This window comes from Desulfuribacillus alkaliarsenatis, from assembly GCF_001730225.1.
GTDB lineage: Bacteria > Bacillota > Bacilli > Desulfuribacillales > Desulfuribacillaceae > Desulfuribacillus > Desulfuribacillus alkaliarsenatis.
In genome coordinates this window covers 92,490-109,721 of the sequence record NZ_MIJE01000030.1, presented here as the reverse complement: position 1 = coordinate 109,721, position 17,232 = coordinate 92,490, and the positions used below count along the sequence as shown (strand labels likewise).

Genomic DNA, 17,232 nt, shown 5'->3' with positions numbered 1-17,232 from the left:
CTATAATTTTATACTATCTTCATTAATTATAAGGACGTGATCTCAAGTGAATTTATCTGCCATTGAATCCTTTTGCTTAGTTGTTAAGTTGGGAAGTATTTCTAAAGCAGCAAAAGAATTGCACATTAGCCAGCCAGCCTTAAGCTTACAAATACAAGAGTTAGAGAACCAGTTAAATGCCAAATTATTAGAACGTAGTAACCGGGGTGTTTCGGCAACAGAGGTTGGTCATATTGTCTATGAATACGGACTAAAGCTTGCAGTTCTCGCTTGTAATTTAAGAAAAGATGTTGAACGTGTTAATAACAATCAAACGGAGCTAACCGTTGCAGTCTCTAGTACAATTGGGCAGTTTGCTTTACCTTGCACTTTATACATTTTCCACGAGCAATATCCTGAGAGTAAAATTAATACTAAAAGCTCAAATACCCGTGAAGCTATTGAATTAACCCTTAATGGTAGCGTAGACTTTTCAATTCTCGAAGGTCCAATAAACGACGACGATAAGCTTAAATTAAAAGATGAAGGCATTATTCTACAACGGATTGCCCGTGACGATTTAATTATCATTGCCCCATATAACGAGTACTGGAAAGATGTTGATGAAATCTCCATGAGTGATTTCCTGAAATTACACTGGATTTTCCGAGAAAAAGGCTCAGGAATACGCTCCACTATTGAAGCCAAATTACTACAAGAGGGATATAATCCCAAGGACTTACATATTACAATGGAGCTAGATCAGACGAGTTCTATTATCTCATCCGTCGCTGCTGAACGTGGCTTATCTATTGTTCCAAGGCTAGCTGTAAAAAAAGAGCTCCATTACAAAACACTTAAAGCCATTCGTGTTAAAGAATTTCTATTCTATCACACTATTAGTCTCGCCTATAGTCCAAAACGTATTAAGTCAGGTCTTGCAAATGCGTTCCTGGAGTTATTGCAATCTAAAGAAAGGGGTTTTTGCTAACCCCTTTCTTTTTATTTCTTCACTTGTTTACGAATCTTAATATTCCAAATTCCATAATCAATCTCTTCCGACGAGCTAGGGTAACCCATTTTCCTTTGGAAATGATTTACTACGGCTTGCATAGTACAGCTATGATCTGTTTTGATGTGTAATTCATCACCAGTCTGAAGGTTTTGTAGTTGTTTTTCTGCTTTAATTATAGGGATTGGACACATCTCACCTATACAATCAATTGCCACCACTTGCATGATACTACCTCCATCTATGTTGTAAGAAAATGAATTTATATATATATATTTCTGTGACTTTAACATAAATTCATTATATAATATTTATATTTTTTTCACAATTAGAATATTCTTAGTTACAATTCACATGTGTTAGATAAGAATGAACACTGAACAAGCTCTTTATTGTATGACACTGTTTTATTTCTCCCATTATTCTTAGCATGATACAGAGCTGCATCTGCATGCTTAATTAACATGCTAGGCGTCTCAGCTTTTGCATCAGTTAGCTCAGCCACCCCTAGACTTACAGTAAGCACCTCAGAAATTTCCGAATCCTCATGTGGTAGCTGAAGTGCTTCTATCGCCCTTCTCATTTCTTCTGCGACGATAAAAGCCCCATCAATTCTAGTATCAGGCAGTAACACAACAAATTCCTCTCCGCCATAACGGCAAACTATATCAGCGGGGCGTTTGAGCTGCTGTCTCGACACTTCCGCAATAGCTTTCAGAGCTTCATCCCCAGCTAAATGACCGTAACGATCATTGTATCGCTTAAAGAAATCGACATCAAATAAGATTAGCGATAACGGAGTTCCATTACGTGTAGCCGTCCCCATTTCTCGCTCTAGCATCTGGTCAAAATAACGGCGATTCGAAACACCAGTTAAGCCATCTAAAGTCGATAGTTTTGTAAGCTCTAGTTCCTTTTCCTGACGTTTTTTCATTTCTTTGCTCAACATCATCATTGAGCACACTCTCGCCCTTAGTTCAATTCTATTAAACGGTTTGCCAATAAAGTCTGATGCACCTGCTGCAAAAGCCTTTTCTAGTACGTCGATTTCTTTATGCTGAGTGACTATTATAATCGGAATATCTTTATAAGCTGTCATCGACTTAATCTCTTTACAGGTTTCAATACCATCTTTACCAGGCATAACTATATCTAGTAAGATTAATTCTATTTCGTCGTTAAGAGTTTCTATACCTGCTTGACCTGAATCAGCAAAGACAAGATTGGCTTTACAATCATCCTCCAAGAATTTTTTAATTAACATCTGCGTGTCTTTACAGTCATCAATAATCAATATTGCCATTCTTACCCTCCTCAAAAGCAAACAAACTTTATACGTATCCGTTCAAAACACTACCATTAATGCCAAATGTTTTATCATTTACTATTTTACCATATTTAATAGGTTTCATATATGTATACTACTTGATTTCTCCCCTGTTTTTTCGCTAAATATAAAGCTTTATCTGCTTCGCTGATTAATATGTCAGGTGAGCCATCTAAACACTTTTTATATTCTGCTATGCCAAGACTTACAGTAATCTTGTTTGAAGCAAGCGAATACAGATGCGGTATTTTGAGTTCTTCTATGGATTTGCGAATATCTTCTGCCACTAGATAGGCTCCTGATGCTGGTGTATTAGGTAAAACTACCACAAACTCTTCACCACCATATCGTGCAATAATGTCTGAGCTGCGCTTTAATTGCTTTTTCGCAGTTATTGCCAATGCCTTAAGCACTTCATCTCCAGCTAAGTGGCCAAAATTATCGTTATAAAGCTTAAAATAATCCACGTCAAATAAGATAATTGATAGGGGCTGCTGGTTACGAAGAGCTAACTTCCACTCCCTATGTATCATATGGTCAAGAAAACGCCGATTTGCAATACCTGTTAAACCATCCACCATAGTTTGCATCATTAGCTCTTCTTCCCGTGCTTTGCGTTTCTTCATTTCTTTGCAAAGCTGCAATAACGACCTGACTCTAACCCTGAGTTCTACTTCATTGAACGGCTTACAGATGTAATCAGAAGCCCCTACTGAAAATGCTCGCTCAAGGGTAACGACATCGTCGTTTTGCGTTATAATCATCACAGGTACATCTTCATAATTTTGTTTTTGTTTGATTATGTTACAGATTTCGAGTCCATCTTTTCCAGGCATAGTGATATCTAATAAGATTAAATCTATATCCTCCGAAAGCTTCTCTAAGCACTCCTCACCTGAGAATGCCTGCCTTATTTCTATGCCGCTATTCTCTTGTAATACATCTTTTATGAGCCTTTGTGTTAATTGACAGTCATCTACTGTTAATACAATCATTTCGACACTCCTTAACCCATATATTACTATTCATATCTTTTAACCTGGAAAAATAAAAAAACCGACCTGATGGTCGGTTGCGCTACTTGCTCCAAAATCACCGAAGCGCCCATATTGAAAGGTGATTTTAATGCCCCAAAATTGAATTATATAATGTTTTTATACTTAATTGTTACTTCACTTTGAGTTATTCTATTATTCGTTAGCGACTTAAGCAATAGGACCAAAGTATCATTCGTAAACTAATCGGATCTAGTACGCTAATATTTTAGCTTTATAATAACTCTATACTTACATCTTCTCTGGGGCAGAAATCCCCATCAGCTTCAATACATTTTGAAGTGTCTGCTGAACTGCTAGTACAAGTCCGTAGCGTGCATTCGTCAATTCTTGGTCGTCGCTAATAATCCTTTCAGCTCCATAGAAGCTATGGAATAACGTAGCTAGGTCAAATGCGTAACGAACGATTCTGTGTGGTGCTAGCTGCTCGGCTGCATACGCAAGCTCCGTCGGCCAGTCTGCTAGCTTCTTCATCAACTGTACTTCATGCTCAGCCTGAAGCACCTGCCAATTAACCTGTTTATAGTCAAATCCATCTACAATCGCCTTTGCCTGCTCGGACATCTGTCTTGTGATGCTACATATGCGGGCATGGGCATATTGCACATAGAATACAGGGTTCTCATTTGACTTCGTCTTTGCTAAATCTAAGTCAAAATCTAAGTGCGTGTCGATACTGCGCATAATGAAGAAATAACGGGTAGCATCAACACCTACTTCCTCCATCAACTCAGCCATTGTCACAGCTTTACCAGTACGTTTAGACATCTTGACTAGTTCGCCATTTTGATATAGATTTACTAGCTGCCCTAGTAAGCAAATTAGGCTATCACGATTATAGCCAATCGCTTCAACGGCTGCCTTCATGCGGGCTACATATCCATGATGGTCTTGACCCCAAATATTGATAACCTTATCAAAACCACGGTTATACTTATCCCTATGATATGCTATATCAGGAGTTAAATAGGTATAGCTTCCGTCAGATTTTACAAGTACACGATCTTTATCGTCCCCTAGTCTCGTACTTGCAAACCATACCGCACCATCTTCTTCGTATATATATCCCTGCTCTCTTAGCTTGGCTATGGCATTTGGTATAGTGTCTGTATTGTATAGAGAACGTTCACTAAACCAGACATCGAATTCTACCCCGAACTTAGCAAGGTCTTTCTTAATATTTTCGAGCTTTTGTTTAAGCGCATACTCCTTTAACTGCTCATGGCGCTCTACTTCATCCATTTCCACATAAAGGTCGCCAGATTCTGCTACTAGCTGCTCACCAATTTCAACAATATCCTGACCAAAATATCCACCCTCAGGCATCTCAGCATCTTGGCCTAATGCTTGTAAATAGCGAGCAAAGACTGATTTCCCTAGGTTGTCTATTTGATTGCCTGCGTCGTTAATGTAGTATTCTCTAGTTACGTCATAGCCAGCAAAGTCTAATATATTCGAGAGCGTATCGCCAACGGCCGCCCAACGTGCATGCCCTAGATGTAGGCTACCTGTTGGGTTAGCACTAACAAACTCTACCTGAATCTTCTGCCCCTGACCTAAGGTACTTGCTCCGTATGATTTTCCTTGCTGGAAAACCTGCTCTATACCTTCATATAAATAATCATTGCTCATATAAAAATTAATAAAACCAGGTCCGGCAATCTCTACCCGCTCTACTCCAGCTTCCTTCTTATCTAAATTGTCCAATATTGCTTCAGCAATCTGTCTAGGGTTTTTCTTAGCAAGCTTAGTCAATTGCATAGCAACGTTGGTTGCAAAATCTCCGTTTTTAGTGTCTTTAGGAATTTCAATAATAAAATTTGGAAGCTGTTGCTCTTCAACAAGCTCCGCTTTCTTAACGGCTTCTGTCACATTTTTATGTAATTTATTCTTTAATTGTTCGATAATGCTCATAAACTTCACCTCATCTATGAAATTTGTGTAAATCAATGCTTATAACCTTTTTGTTTCATAGTTCCAGGCATGATACGAATATCTACCTTTCTTGAACCTAGGCGCTCGCCAGCAATATCTAAGACATAATCGATCTGAATAAATCCATCATCTCTAGAGACAAACTCAACGACCATATCCTTAGTGTCTACTTCTAGAGGCAGCACTCCAAATGGAGTTTCGTATTCTGAGTAATGCTGTTTACCTTTGATAAATTTCTGTTTTGATTTAATATTGCCAAACTTAAGGATAGTCACTTCCTGTCCTTCAATTTTAATGACCGTTTTAATCTCCTCGTCCTGCTCTGTGTCATTATAATGAATGTAGGTCGTGCCTTCTTTAACCTGTAGTACTCCTTCGTACCAGTTTTCAATTTTTTCTACTGAACTATAAATACCTTCTTCTAATAGCTCCTGATCTTCTATCTGATGTATCGCTTGTATGTATAAATGAACTTGTTGATCCATAGGCGCTCCTATCCTTTGTCTTTTTTAATATTTCTATGCTGATTTAGGAATTATTTTGCTACTGTATCCTTATGCTATCCAAAAAAGTGAAAAAAGGCAACCGTTTCCGATTGCCTCCGCCATATTTATCTCAGTATATTTTACGATTTATATTTTACTTTAATAAATCCTGTACAAACTTCGGTAGCGCAAACACTGATTTATGAATTGCTGGTGTATAGTATTTAGTGCTTGTCTCCTTTAATTGTGTCTCTGGAACCTCTAACGGGTTATACTTCTTAGAGCCCATCGTAAAGCTCCAAACACCACTTGGATAGGTAGGAATATGAGCTAAGTACAATCTCGTAATCGGAAATAATGATTTAATATCCTTAAAGACACGGGTAATCAAATCGTCATTGAAAAACGGCGACTCTGTTTGTGCAACTAAGATTCCATCATCTTTAAGTGCTTCATAAATGCTTTGATAAAAAGTCTTAGCAAATAGTCCTTCAGCAGGGCCAATTGGCTCTGTTGAGTCTACCAGAATTATGTCATATTCACCTTTATTTTCTTCAACGTGCTTGATGCCGTCAATCACTCGCACATCTACCCTTGGATCACTTAAACCAGCAGCAATCTCAGGTAAGTACTGCTTAGAAAGCTCAATTACACGTCCATCAATTTCTGCAAGTACTGCTTTTTCTACAGTTGGATACTTAATAATTTCACGAATCGCACCGCCGTCACCACCACCTACTACTAAAACTTTTTTCGGATTTGGGTGTGTGTTCATAGCGACGTGGGAAATCATCTCATGATAGACAAACTCGTCTTTATCTGTGGTCATAACCATTCCATCAAGAACGAGCATTGTGCCGAACTGATTCGTCTCTATTATATCTATTTTTTGAAAATCTGATTGTTCACTATGTAGCACATCTGTAATTTTACAAGTAATCCCTATATTAGGCGTTTGTTTCTCTGTATACCAAAGTTCTGACATTGCAATCAACCTTTCTTAATACCAAAGTGGCGCCGCTGCAAATGCACAGCCTATTTTTTCAACCTTGTGGTCTACAGCACAAACCTTAATCTCTTTTAGTGCTAGGTTACGAACTTCGAAAGCTTCCTCAACCATTTTACGGATTGTTACTTCCGCCTCTTCCTTAGAGCACTTTCCTGAAAACTCCATGATAACACCCATAGTATCTTCCTCAGGAACTCCGACAGCTACAGCTGCTGAAATTGTTTCTCCAGGTACATCAGATACGATTGATCCGTAAGCAATTGGAGTTAAAGCTCCTAATGGTAATGCAAAATCTGGGTCAAACTCGCAATACGGTGGTAAGATTGAACTTACTTTAACGAGGTTTACATTTCCTACTCCTGCTTTTAATAATGCGTTGTCAAATGCAGTAAGCTTACTTTTTCCCTCTGCACCGCCCGCTACTACTTTAAACTTTTTTGGTGTCGGTAACACGACAATCACTCCTTAATATATAATATCAGGCGAAATATTACCGGCTATCCTCAAAAGCTGCGATGCTCTTTTTGGAAGCTTTTCTAAATGCCAATACGTATTATACCTACATTCGCCTTAAAAATAAATAGCTTTTTTAAAATTGTTCCTCTATTATTTTTTATTATTCTTTATTCCTAGACAAATTGCAAATAATTAACTCACCTATTGTGCAAAATTTTATCCCAGGGACTAAGTTTTCTTTATACTTTTTTAGTATAAAAATGGTTTCAACGGCAAAACTGGATACTAGTAATTTACAGAATGTATCTGGATTTGTAGGAGGAACTAGTATGTGGGGAGCTACTAAATGGGTTATTAACAAGCTAATTACATTGACAGTCATTGGTGTTATTGGACTTGTCGGGTTTGCAATATATTTAAAAGGTCAGCCTTTACCAGAGCAAAACATTCATTATACGACTAAAGTTTTTGCACGTGATTATCAATTGATTGACACACTGTCAATTGCCGAAAATCGCGTGCACGTACCTTTAAATGAGATTAGTGATTACTTAAAGGATGCTACTATCGCTATCGAAGATCATCGCTTTTATAGCCATTTAGGCTTTGATATTAAAGGAATTATACGTGCTGTTTACGTTAACTTACAAAACCAATCTCGAGTACAGGGCGGAAGTACAATTAGTCAGCAACTAGCCAAAAACTTATATTTAAGCCATGAAAAGACCTGGGAGCGTAAGTTCTCGGAGATGATCCTTACAGCGCAAATTGAGCTTCATTATACAAAGGACTACATTTTAGAAAAGTACTTAAATCAAATTTATTACGGACACGGTAGCTATGGCATAGAAGCTGCTTCCCAGTCTTATTTCGGCAAATCTGCTAGTGAACTAAACCTAGCAGAGGCTACTATGCTCGCTGGAATCCCAAAGGGCCCTAGATTGTTCTCGCCATTATTAAATTATGAAAATGCTGTTCATCGCCAGCAGCTCATCTTGCAACGCATGTATGAAAACGGTTATATCACACAAGCTGAGCTTGATGAAGCTGTGCAGGAAGAGCTTGTTTTCCATGAGTCCTTGGCTAAGAATGCAGCTTCATACTACTTTCGTGATTATGTAATCAATGAGCTCATACATTTAGGCTTTGAAGAGGAATTTATACGTTCCCAGGGGCTAGAAATAGTAACAACATTAGATAAGGAAAAACAGCAAACTGCTGCATCCTTAATCGATAGCCATCTTCAGGATCGTGATGAGATTCAAGCAGCACTTGTTACTATTAACCCAGAGAACGGTGATATCTTAGCAATGATTGGCGGTAAAGATTATCGCGAAAGTCAATTTAATCGAGTTACAGCTAGACGACAAGCAGGCTCGACCTTCAAGCCCTTTGTTTATTTAGCAGCCCTCGATAGCGGGTTAACATCCGTATCCAAGCTAAAGAGTGAACCAGCACGCTTTACATATGATAGAGGGCGTCAGGAATACACTCCGAGGAACTTTAATGATTTTTATTTTAACGACGATATTACATTCTTAACGGCATTAGCTGCCTCAGATAATGTAGTGGCAGTTAAGGCAAACTTAATGGTACGTCCTGAGCTTGTGAAGGACACTGCGCACCAGCTTGGGATTAATAGTAACTTACAGGCAGAGCCGTCGTTAGCGTTAGGAGCATTTCCTGTTAGTCCCTTAGAAATGACCGTGGCCTACGGTGCGATTGCTAACCAAGGAATCCGTGTTGAGCCGAGAAGTGTACTTGAGGTGCGCGATCATCGCGGGCGCTTATTATATAGTGGTGAGCCTGAGAAAAAGGTTGTCCATCAGCCTGAAACTATGTATATACTTACAGATATGATGCGTTCTGTATTCGAGCCTGGTGGTACTGGGTTTCGTGTCGCGCACTTGCTACCCTTCGATGTTGCTGGTAAAACAGGAACAACCGATACTGATGCTTGGATGATTGGCTTTACCCCAGACAATGTTACGACTGTATGGGTTGGTTATGATCGAGATCGTTTTATTAGTCGCCAGGAATCTTATCTAGCTACACCTATTTGGGCCGACTATATGTCACAGGTTTCTGGTACAACTATGACTGTTATGTCGCAGGACTCTAATACGGTTGAAACTACTATGCATTATCGTCAGTTTCCAATCCCTAGAGGTTTAAATGCGGTAACAATATGTCTTGATACAGGCGAACGACCTGTAGACGGTTGCACCAATACACGTACATTGTACTTTTTGCCCGGTACTGAGCCTAACTAAGTTGATTTAAAAGATAACTAACCCTATAGCACTATTGAGCAAAGCTTGTCTAATATGCCTAGGGGTGGTAAACTAACAATAGTATTTAAATATATGACATGACATAGAGAATACAATGGGAGTTAAAGTGAATGAGGCTAAAAGGAATCTTTATTGGGATGTTTGTCGTAATAGGTCTAACGGCGATTATATATTATATCGAACGTGGACCCGACCACTCTGCCGTCTTTGACGGAGAATTATTAGTAATCGAGGACTCTGTCTATGATACGTTATCAGGGGCAGAAATTGAGCAGATGCAAAACTTTGCCATACGAGCTATCAACGCTGCCGATGGGGAGCCAGCTATTTATTCTCCACATGCAAAGTATTTAGATAATGGCGCAATCCTTGCCTACATGATGTTCGTAAATAATACTGGCGAAACAGTAACAGAATTACACTCTATTAGCGTAAAACTTATCTCAGGTAATAACCAAACAGTGGCCGGCGGGATATTCCCTAGTGTTACAAATATGCCAGCCATCGCACCTGACAACTTGTTTTTATTCTCCTTAATATTCCAGCCCGAGGCTGTCAGACAGCAAGAAGCTGACCTAGCCTCATATTTTACGGAAACATTCTTTGAATATACTAGTCAGTGATAATAAATCACTGGCTTTTTTATATGCTTTTAAAATACCGTTTGCAGGCAAGTGTAAGCAATAAAATCACGACAGCAACCAAGACTATTGTTCCACCTGTAGGCCAGCTTAAATAGTAGGCAAGTACAATTCCAGTAATAATTGCTATCTGGGCAAAGACTATGGCATAAACAATGGTTTGGCGAAAACTCCTGGCAATCTTAAGGCTAGCAGCTACGGGTAATGTTATCATTGAAGAGATTAATAAAATCCCTACAACCCGCATACCAACAGCAATAACCAATGCTACTAGAATAATAAACAGAATGTTAATTCGACGACTTGGTATGCCAGCTAACCTAGCCCCCTCTTCGTCAAATGTTAGATACAATAGTTCATTAAAAACAAAGTACACTAGAGTAATAACAATCATTGTAACTGCTAGAATCAGCCATACATCTGTCTTATTTACTGCATTTACACTACCAAACAGATAACCGAAAAGCTCAGAATTAAAACCATCCGCTAAGCTGATAAGAATCACACCAAGCCCAAGTCCTGTAGCCAAAATAATTGGTATTGCAAGCTCTTGATAATATCTATATACCTTGCGAAATTGTTCAATCAGCATCGCGCCTACAACAGACATGCCCATCCCAGAAATAACCGGATTTATTAGTAGCATTGGGTTCAGTTTATTCCACAGCATCCCAGCAGCGATTCCCGTTAATGTTACGTGGGACAGAGCATCTGCAATTAGCGATAAACGCTTGAGCACTAAGAAAACACCGATTACAGGTGCAATCACGCCTAGTAATATACCAGCCATAAAGGCACGCTGTATAAATCCATAGTTTAGTAGTGCTTCTATCAATGTAATCCTCTCCTACGATACTTATTCTTATTTAGTGCCCGTGCTCCATTATATGAACAGCGTGCTGATAGGCTTTGGTCATAATTGCTTCTTGATTCTTTATAAATTCTTGGTTATCCCCATGGAAGTAAATTTTTCTATTGAGACAAGCGACACGGTTGACACAGGTTGTAATTGCCCCGATATCATGACTTACGAGTATTATTGTCTTTTTATGTATGCAGTGCAGTACCTCTAATAACTTATAGAAACTGTTCATTGACTTAGTATCCACACCAACTGTCGGCTCATCTAATACCAGTAATTCAGGATTACCCACTAAGGCCTTAGCTATAAATACTCTTTGCTGTTGACCTCCAGACAGAGCTCCAATTAGCTGATTCTTATAGTCCATTAAATCGACTAACTCAATAGTGTCTAGTATTATTTCTTTATCTTCTTTAGTAAATCGTTTAAACAGGCCCTTCTTGCCAGTTAGCCCCATCGAAACAACCTCATATACAGTTGCAGGAAATCCCATATTGAAGCTATTTGCTTTTTGCGATATATATCCGATTCTATTTCTCTGTTGCCATTTAGAGTTCGGTTTCCCATACAATTCAACAGAGCCACTATCAGCTTGCAATAGCCCAAGGATGATTTTTAATAATGTTGATTTTCCAGAACCATTAGGGCCTACAATGCCTAAGAAATCTCCCTCGTTGATGCACATATTTATATCCTCTAACACAAGCCGATTTCCATAGGAGAAGCTTACATTAGATACCTTTATAATGGTTTGCTTATTCATATGTCTCACTGCTTTCAATTACTATTTTTTATCTGCTTTAAAATACTTTTTTTGACTACTTCCAGTTGCTACTTTTCTGCAGACAAGACGCTCACATATAATCTTATTATTATTGCAATGCAATTAACAAGTTTTCTAAATTTTGATACATAAGACTAAAATAAGTTTCACCAGCATCTATGTCTTGTTGTGTTAAATTCTCAATTGGGTGTAGAATCAACACCCTTGCCCCTACCTCTTCAGCTATTACTTGAGCAGTCTTATTGCTTACAGTTGTCTCAAAGAACACATATTTATTGTCAGACTCCCTAAGAAAGTCAATAATTCCACGAAGCTCACGGCTACTTGGTTCTGACCCAGGATGAATACCCGTAATCGGTATTTGCTCAAGATTATAGCGATTTGCAAGATAACCATATCCTGCGTGAGAAACGACAAACGTTCTGCTAGTTACATCCGCCAACTCCTCTGACAATACTGAGTCTAACTCTATCAATTCAGCCTTGATTTCATGAAAATTAGCTGCAAATAATTCTGCACTTTCGGGCTTCACTTCTTTAAGACCTTGATATATTTGCTCTGCTTGCATACTTGCTAAAGTAGGGTCTAACCAAACATGGGGATCGTATGCTCCATGACTATGACCGTGGCCTTCGATTCCAAATAGACCTAAAAACCAATACCATGCACTTACATACCAAGAACGAACACCACAGCATGAATCATGTTCTGCCTCCACTAAAGGCAATCCTTCAGTACTATTGATAATATGTAGGTCATGATCCCCTTCAAGTGCTTGTAGCAGCTTATCTATCCACAACTCAAAACCAGCACCGTTATATACAAACAAATCAGCATTTGCTATCCCCATCATCTGCCTCGTGCTTGGCTCATAGTCATGGGCATCTGCACCAGGTGGCATAATTGAATATACGGCAACCTCGTCTCCACCAATCCGTTTTGTGAATTCATATAATGGGTATGTTGATGTAAATACAATTAACTTTCCTGCCGCTTTTGCTTCGTTGATACTTTCTTCAGCGTATGCAGTTGCGTCTATCGTAGCAACGTTATTACTGCAACCTGTAGTGCTGATTATCAATAAGAGCAACATAAATACAATGAATACTCTATTATAGCATTTATCTTTCTGATATTGTTTCACCATACATCCTCCCCAGAATCAACTCGTATATAGTATATTTCGTCCTTTAGCAGTTGTAAATTATAAGCGCTCTAAACAACTATTAAATCACAATTATATTAAATAATATGTATTGCTGGAGACCACAAGATATTACCTAGATATACAATTCTATAGGTCTATAGGACAGAAGAAAAGAAGCAGCGGGAGTAGCTGCTTCTTTTCTTCTTATACTATATATGATTGGGGAATCAATTAGCGAATACGGTTGTTCTCGTCATCCCATAGTCTTTCAGCTTCCGGTAATAACGGAAGGTATTGTAACCATTGGTGGGAATCTAAGTGAGCTTGGCTTTGTTGTAGCTTGCGGCTATGCTCTAAGATTGGTGGAACGATATCTTTAATATCTCCCTCTAATTGAGGAGCAATTCCGTAATTAGTAGCTCTCTTAGCTAATTCTACAGCTCTCATACTGTCTTGAATTGAGATAGAAAGCGTCTCTAAAGCTTTAGCTGGGTTATGGAATCCTGCGCTGTTCTCAGCTGATACATAATCCCAGAATAATTGTCCTTTACGTGTTAATTCCACAGCTTCTGCTAATAATTCATCAAAGTTAGCACGCTTTTCACCTTCGAACTCTCTAGCTAAACGTACAGCTTCGTGTGCACGAACTGATTCGTTTTGAGCTACCATAAGTTGATCCCAAGTTTTTTGTTGCGAATATACTACACGATCTTTAGCCCAACCAGCGTCTTTGTCACCATGGCACTGTAAGCAAGATTGCTCAACTGTAAATAATGGTGATCTCCAGTGATGCGAAGAAATCTTTTTCTTACCATCTACACGTACATAAGGCATATGGCAGTCAGAGCAAGATACGCCTGCAGAACCGTGAGGTCCATCTTGCCACATTTCAAACTCTGGATGCTGAATTTTAATTAGTGGTACTCCAGATACTGGATGTGTCCAGTCGGCGTATTGACCGCTAAAACCATCAATCTCAGGTGTTCCATCTGCAAAGAATTCATACATATCTTGAGGGTCAAAACCTTGATCCCATGGGAAGTGTGGTTTTAACTGAGCTCCACCTTGTGCTCCACGTTGGAAATAATACTCAATATGACACTGTGCACATACATATGAACGCATGTCGTTCTTAGGAGCTTCTCTCCAATCAATGCCTAAACGTAGTAATGCTTCGTCTAATGCTACTTGAGTAATAACTAATTCCATTGTTTGTGGATCATGGCAGTTAGAGCAACCGATTGTGTGCATACCTAAGTCATGCTCTTCACGAAGTTCATGAATATCCATCGCCCAAAAATCATCGCCATATTTTTCTAAGTATTTTGGAATTGTTGTAGTCTTACAAGAGTAACAAGCAGCTCCAAAGTTTGCTTTCTCATTATAGCTATCCACACGGTCAATACGTAGCATATCTTGTAATGCGTATGTGTGACCACGAGCGCGATCGTATTCATACATGAAAGGTAATCCTAGCCAAAGGTTCTTAAGATATGGTTGTGCATATGTGTAACCTTTAGGCAGAGGATTTACTCCGTCATTCTTTCTGTGTGGCACAGAACCACCAAATACAGTCATTTGTGTATCATCATTATTTCTCATATAACTTTCCCAGTGTAATGGGAATAGCTCTTTAAAGGCATCATTTCTATACTCATCTGCAGCTAGGCCTGTGTTATATACCGGACCAGCTGTCGTTGGTACATTCGAAGATGTACATCCAACAGCTACTAACATAGCAACTAACGCTACAAGAGCAAATACTACTAGTAATCTTGATTTACTCACCTGCTACCATCCTTTCTGAAATAGGTAATTTGTTAAAATGCGGTACTGTTTGGTGACAGTCAAAGCAATACTGTTTTGCATCAGTTGCCACGTTTTTATTTGTCATTCCGTGACAGTTTAAGCAGTTTTGGTTAACGATTTCTTTTGTTTGGTTTGTTGAATGAATAACATCACTAACTTCACCGAAGGTGTTGATGTAAATGTCCTTGGCACCAGCTTTCATTTTGAAAGGAATCTTTGATGTTATATTGTGTGGTGCATGACAGTCGTTGCAGGATAGATTAGCATGTGTAGAAACCTGATGAGTGCGTACAACTTCGTTCATAACGTGACAGCTACTGCAGAATTCTGCTGAGTCTGTAGCTTTCATCGATATTGCAGTTCCTGAATATACGACCACTAGCGCAATTAGCACAAAGAACATTACTGCCCACTTGTTAGCACTTTTGATTTTGTCCATAATATTGCTCACCTACATTTCACTCCTCTCTTAGTATTTTTTATAAGCCCCTTCTTTAGTACTAGGTGGAACTTTACTTGTATAATATAAAAATTTGATATGTAAGTCTGTGATGAGTGTCACAAAATTGAAGTTTTTTTCAAATTTCCTTCGATTATGTGTCATATTTTTGACATCATTAATCACAATGTGAATATTTCTTCACATTATTTCATTTGACCGTGATGTTAGTCACTTTTTTCTATGGCTACTTATAGTTCTTGTTCAATATCAAAAACTTTTTTGCTGTTTATGGAATTTTGACTTCATACCAGTATGAAGTCACGTGATAAACATCAAGTTGCTTTACGCATGATTGTCTTATAATTGTCTTATGATTATCGCATTATTATATTAAGTGCAAAAAAGACGGGGGCTAATATTCTAGCCCTACCGTCTTCTATCAACTTCTCTACTTAAAAATATTTAATTAACGAAGTCTTTCAGTACCATCCCACATTAATTCTCTTTCAGGTAATAGTGGCAGGTATTGCAGCCAAGTATGCGAATTCAAGTGTTCCTGTGATTGCTGTAGCTTACGGCTATGCTCTAAAATCGGAGGTACAATTTCATAAATATCTCCCTCTAATTGTGGTGCAATTCCGTAGTTCGTTGCTCTTTTAGCAAGCTCAACCGCTCTCGCACTATCTTGCTGAGAAATCGCTAATGTTTCTAATGCTTTCATAGGGTTATGGAATCCAACACTGTTCTCTGCAGATACATAATCCCAGAAAAGCTGAGCTTTACGAATTAACTCACGGGCCTCTGCTAAAAGCTGGTCATAATCAGCATGACGCTCTCCTTCATACTCTGAAGCTAAACGTACTGCTTCATGAGCCCTTACAGAAACCTCTTGGGCGATTAATAACTGATCCCAAGTTTTTTCTTGTGTGTATACTACACGATCTCTAGCCCATCCTGTGTCTTTATCTCCATGGCATTGTAAACATGACACTTCTATAGTTTTTAGTGGTGATGTCCAGTGATGGGAGGAAATCTTCTTCTTACCATCTTCACGCACGTATGGCATATGACAATCTGCACATGTTACACCAGCAGCTCCGTGCGGGCCATCATGCCACATTTCAAACTCAGGATGTTGAATCTTAATCATTGGTGTCTGTGAAATAGCATGGGTCCAATCAGCAAATTGGCCTCTAAACCCATCTATCTCTGGATTGCCATCAGCAAAGAATTCATACATATCTTGCGGATTCATACCATTATCCCAAGGGAAATGTGGTTTAGCCGCTACACCGTAGTCAGCAGTCTCAAAATAGTACTCCACGTGACACTGTGCACAAACATAAGAGCGCATATCATTTTTTGATGATTCTCTCCAGTCAATACCTTGACGCTGTAAAGCTTCATCTAATGGCACACTTCGAATTGCTAGCTCCATCGTCTCAGTATCATGGCAGTTGGCGCAGCCGATAGAGTGCATGCCTGGTTGTTGAATTTCACGTAGTTCATTAAAGTCCATAGACCAGAAATCATCGCCATACTCTTCTAGGTAAGCAGGCATCATAGTAGTTTTACAGTTATAGCACGTAGCTGGTAAACCGCCTTTTTCTTCATAACGATTTATACGATCAATTCTTAGAATATCTTCAATAGCATATGTGTGACCACGAGCACGGTCATATTCGTACATAAATGGATAGCCCATCCAAAGATTCTTTAAGTACGGTTGAGAAAAGCGATAGCCTTTAGGTAGTGGATTTACACCATCGTTTTTTCTATGGGGTACAGATCCACCGTAAACTGTCATTTGTGTATCATCATTATTTCTTAAATAGCTGTTATAGTGAACTGGAAAAATATCTTGAAACTTTGTATTATCAGGTTCATATGAGCCCAACCCAGTACTGTACGTAGGCGTTGCAGTTGTTGGAACATTTGAGGAACATCCAACAGCTATAAGAAGCGCTACTAGCGCAACCATCGCAAATACAGTAA

The 17,232-nt window shown here is 38.8% G+C and carries 16 protein-coding genes; 3 read left to right on the top strand and 13 right to left on the bottom strand.

Going from position 1 to position 17,232, the window contains the following annotated elements; genetic code table 11:
- Positions 1-46: 46 nt before the first annotated feature.
- Positions 47-970, top strand: coding sequence for a LysR family transcriptional regulator (locus BHF68_RS09060; protein ID WP_069643327.1), 924 nt, complete (start codon positions 47-49; stop codon positions 968-970).
- A gap of 11 nt (positions 971-981) precedes the next feature.
- Here BHF68_RS09060 and BHF68_RS09055 read toward each other — a convergent pair whose 3' ends face one another.
- The 7 genes from BHF68_RS09055 to BHF68_RS09025 form a co-directional block, all read right to left on the bottom strand.
- Positions 982-1,218: a sulfurtransferase TusA family protein gene (locus BHF68_RS09055; protein ID WP_069643326.1), complete on the bottom strand. Its 237-nt coding sequence runs from the start codon at positions 1,216-1,218 to the stop codon at positions 982-984.
- 116 nt (positions 1,219-1,334) lie between these two features.
- Positions 1,335-2,294: a GGDEF domain-containing response regulator gene (locus tag BHF68_RS09050; RefSeq protein WP_069643325.1), complete on the bottom strand. Its 960-nt coding sequence runs from the start codon at positions 2,292-2,294 to the stop codon at positions 1,335-1,337.
- Positions 2,295-2,389: 95 nt separating this feature from the next.
- Positions 2,390-3,313, bottom strand: a complete 924-nt coding sequence (locus BHF68_RS09045) for a GGDEF domain-containing response regulator (protein WP_069643324.1) — start codon at positions 3,311-3,313, stop codon at positions 2,390-2,392.
- Between the two features lie 291 nt (positions 3,314-3,604).
- Entirely contained in the window at positions 3,605-5,287 is a 1,683-nt protein-coding gene (argS, locus tag BHF68_RS09040; protein ID WP_069643323.1) for an arginine--tRNA ligase, read from the bottom strand.
- Between the two features lie 32 nt (positions 5,288-5,319).
- Positions 5,320-5,793 carry a YwiB family protein gene (locus tag BHF68_RS09035; protein ID WP_069643322.1) on the bottom strand — a complete coding sequence of 158 codons (474 nt, stop codon included), beginning with the start codon at positions 5,791-5,793 and terminating at the stop codon, positions 5,320-5,322.
- Between the two features lie 154 nt (positions 5,794-5,947).
- Positions 5,948-6,778: a polyamine aminopropyltransferase gene (gene speE / locus BHF68_RS09030; protein WP_069643321.1), complete on the bottom strand. Its 831-nt coding sequence runs from the start codon at positions 6,776-6,778 to the stop codon at positions 5,948-5,950.
- A gap of 15 nt (positions 6,779-6,793) precedes the next feature.
- Positions 6,794-7,255 carry a pyruvoyl-dependent arginine decarboxylase gene (locus BHF68_RS09025; protein WP_069643320.1) on the bottom strand — a complete coding sequence of 154 codons (462 nt, stop codon included), beginning with the start codon at positions 7,253-7,255 and terminating at the stop codon, positions 6,794-6,796.
- A gap of 332 nt (positions 7,256-7,587) precedes the next feature.
- Between BHF68_RS09025 and BHF68_RS09020 the strand changes: the two genes are divergently transcribed.
- Complete coding sequence (locus BHF68_RS09020; protein ID WP_069643319.1) at positions 7,588-9,531, top strand: transglycosylase domain-containing protein; 1,944 nt, start codon at positions 7,588-7,590, stop codon at positions 9,529-9,531.
- 131 nt (positions 9,532-9,662) lie between these two features.
- Positions 9,663-10,175 (top strand): hypothetical protein, encoded by a 513-nt coding sequence (locus BHF68_RS09015; protein WP_069643318.1) that lies wholly within the window; start codon positions 9,663-9,665, stop codon positions 10,173-10,175.
- Positions 10,176-10,194: 19 nt separating this feature from the next.
- Here the strand turns inward: BHF68_RS09015 and BHF68_RS09010 are convergent, their stop codons facing one another.
- The 6 genes from BHF68_RS09010 to BHF68_RS08985 form a co-directional block, all read right to left on the bottom strand.
- Entirely contained in the window at positions 10,195-11,028 is an 834-nt protein-coding gene (locus BHF68_RS09010; RefSeq protein WP_069643317.1) for a metal ABC transporter permease, read from the bottom strand.
- 31 nt (positions 11,029-11,059) lie between these two features.
- A complete protein-coding gene (locus tag BHF68_RS09005) occupies positions 11,060-11,818 on the bottom strand; it encodes a metal ABC transporter ATP-binding protein (RefSeq protein WP_069643316.1) in 759 nt (252 codons plus the stop codon).
- Positions 11,819-11,927: 109 nt separating this feature from the next.
- Complete coding sequence (locus BHF68_RS09000) at positions 11,928-12,983, bottom strand: metal ABC transporter solute-binding protein, Zn/Mn family (RefSeq protein WP_069643315.1); 1,056 nt, start codon at positions 12,981-12,983, stop codon at positions 11,928-11,930.
- Positions 12,984-13,217: 234 nt separating this feature from the next.
- On the bottom strand, positions 13,218-14,774 hold the full coding sequence (locus BHF68_RS08995) for an ammonia-forming cytochrome c nitrite reductase subunit c552 (RefSeq protein ID WP_069643314.1): 1,557 nt from the start codon (positions 14,772-14,774) through the stop codon (positions 13,218-13,220).
- The gene (locus tag BHF68_RS08990) at positions 14,767-15,234 is read right to left on the bottom strand and encodes a cytochrome c3 family protein (RefSeq protein WP_069643453.1); all 468 of its coding nucleotides are present in this window, start codon (positions 15,232-15,234) and stop codon (positions 14,767-14,769) included. Before BHF68_RS08990 ends, BHF68_RS08995 begins: the two co-directional genes overlap by 8 nt.
- A gap of 469 nt (positions 15,235-15,703) precedes the next feature.
- The gene (locus BHF68_RS08985; RefSeq protein ID WP_069643452.1) at positions 15,704-17,218 is read right to left on the bottom strand and encodes an ammonia-forming cytochrome c nitrite reductase subunit c552; all 1,515 of its coding nucleotides are present in this window, start codon (positions 17,216-17,218) and stop codon (positions 15,704-15,706) included.
- Between the last annotated feature and the right edge of the window lie 14 nt (positions 17,219-17,232).

Excerpts from the sequence above, each read along its gene's own strand:
- BHF68_RS09050 (WP_069643325.1), bottom strand. The coding sequence starts at position 2,294 with ATGGCAATATTGATTATTGATGACTGTAAAGACACGCAGATGTTAATT.
- BHF68_RS09020 (WP_069643319.1), top strand. The coding sequence starts at position 7,588 with ATGTGGGGAGCTACTAAATGGGTTATTAACAAGCTAATTACATTGACA.
- BHF68_RS08985 (WP_069643452.1), bottom strand. The coding sequence starts at position 17,218 with ATGGTTGCGCTAGTAGCGCTTCTTATAGCTGTTGGATGTTCCTCAAAT.
- BHF68_RS08990 (WP_069643453.1), bottom strand. The coding sequence starts at position 15,234 with ATGGACAAAATCAAAAGTGCTAACAAGTGGGCAGTAATGTTCTTTGTG.
- BHF68_RS09045 (WP_069643324.1), bottom strand. The coding sequence starts at position 3,313 with ATGATTGTATTAACAGTAGATGACTGTCAATTAACACAAAGGCTCATA.
- BHF68_RS09055 (WP_069643326.1), bottom strand. The coding sequence starts at position 1,218 with ATGCAAGTGGTGGCAATTGATTGTATAGGTGAGATGTGTCCAATCCCT.
- BHF68_RS09015 (WP_069643318.1), top strand. The coding sequence starts at position 9,663 with ATGAGGCTAAAAGGAATCTTTATTGGGATGTTTGTCGTAATAGGTCTA.
- speE (WP_069643321.1), bottom strand. The coding sequence starts at position 6,778 with ATGTCAGAACTTTGGTATACAGAGAAACAAACGCCTAATATAGGGATT.
- BHF68_RS09035 (WP_069643322.1), bottom strand. The coding sequence starts at position 5,793 with ATGGATCAACAAGTTCATTTATACATACAAGCGATACATCAGATAGAA.
- BHF68_RS09005 (WP_069643316.1), bottom strand. The coding sequence starts at position 11,818 with ATGAATAAGCAAACCATTATAAAGGTATCTAATGTAAGCTTCTCCTAT.
- argS (WP_069643323.1), bottom strand. The coding sequence starts at position 5,287 with ATGAGCATTATCGAACAATTAAAGAATAAATTACATAAAAATGTGACA.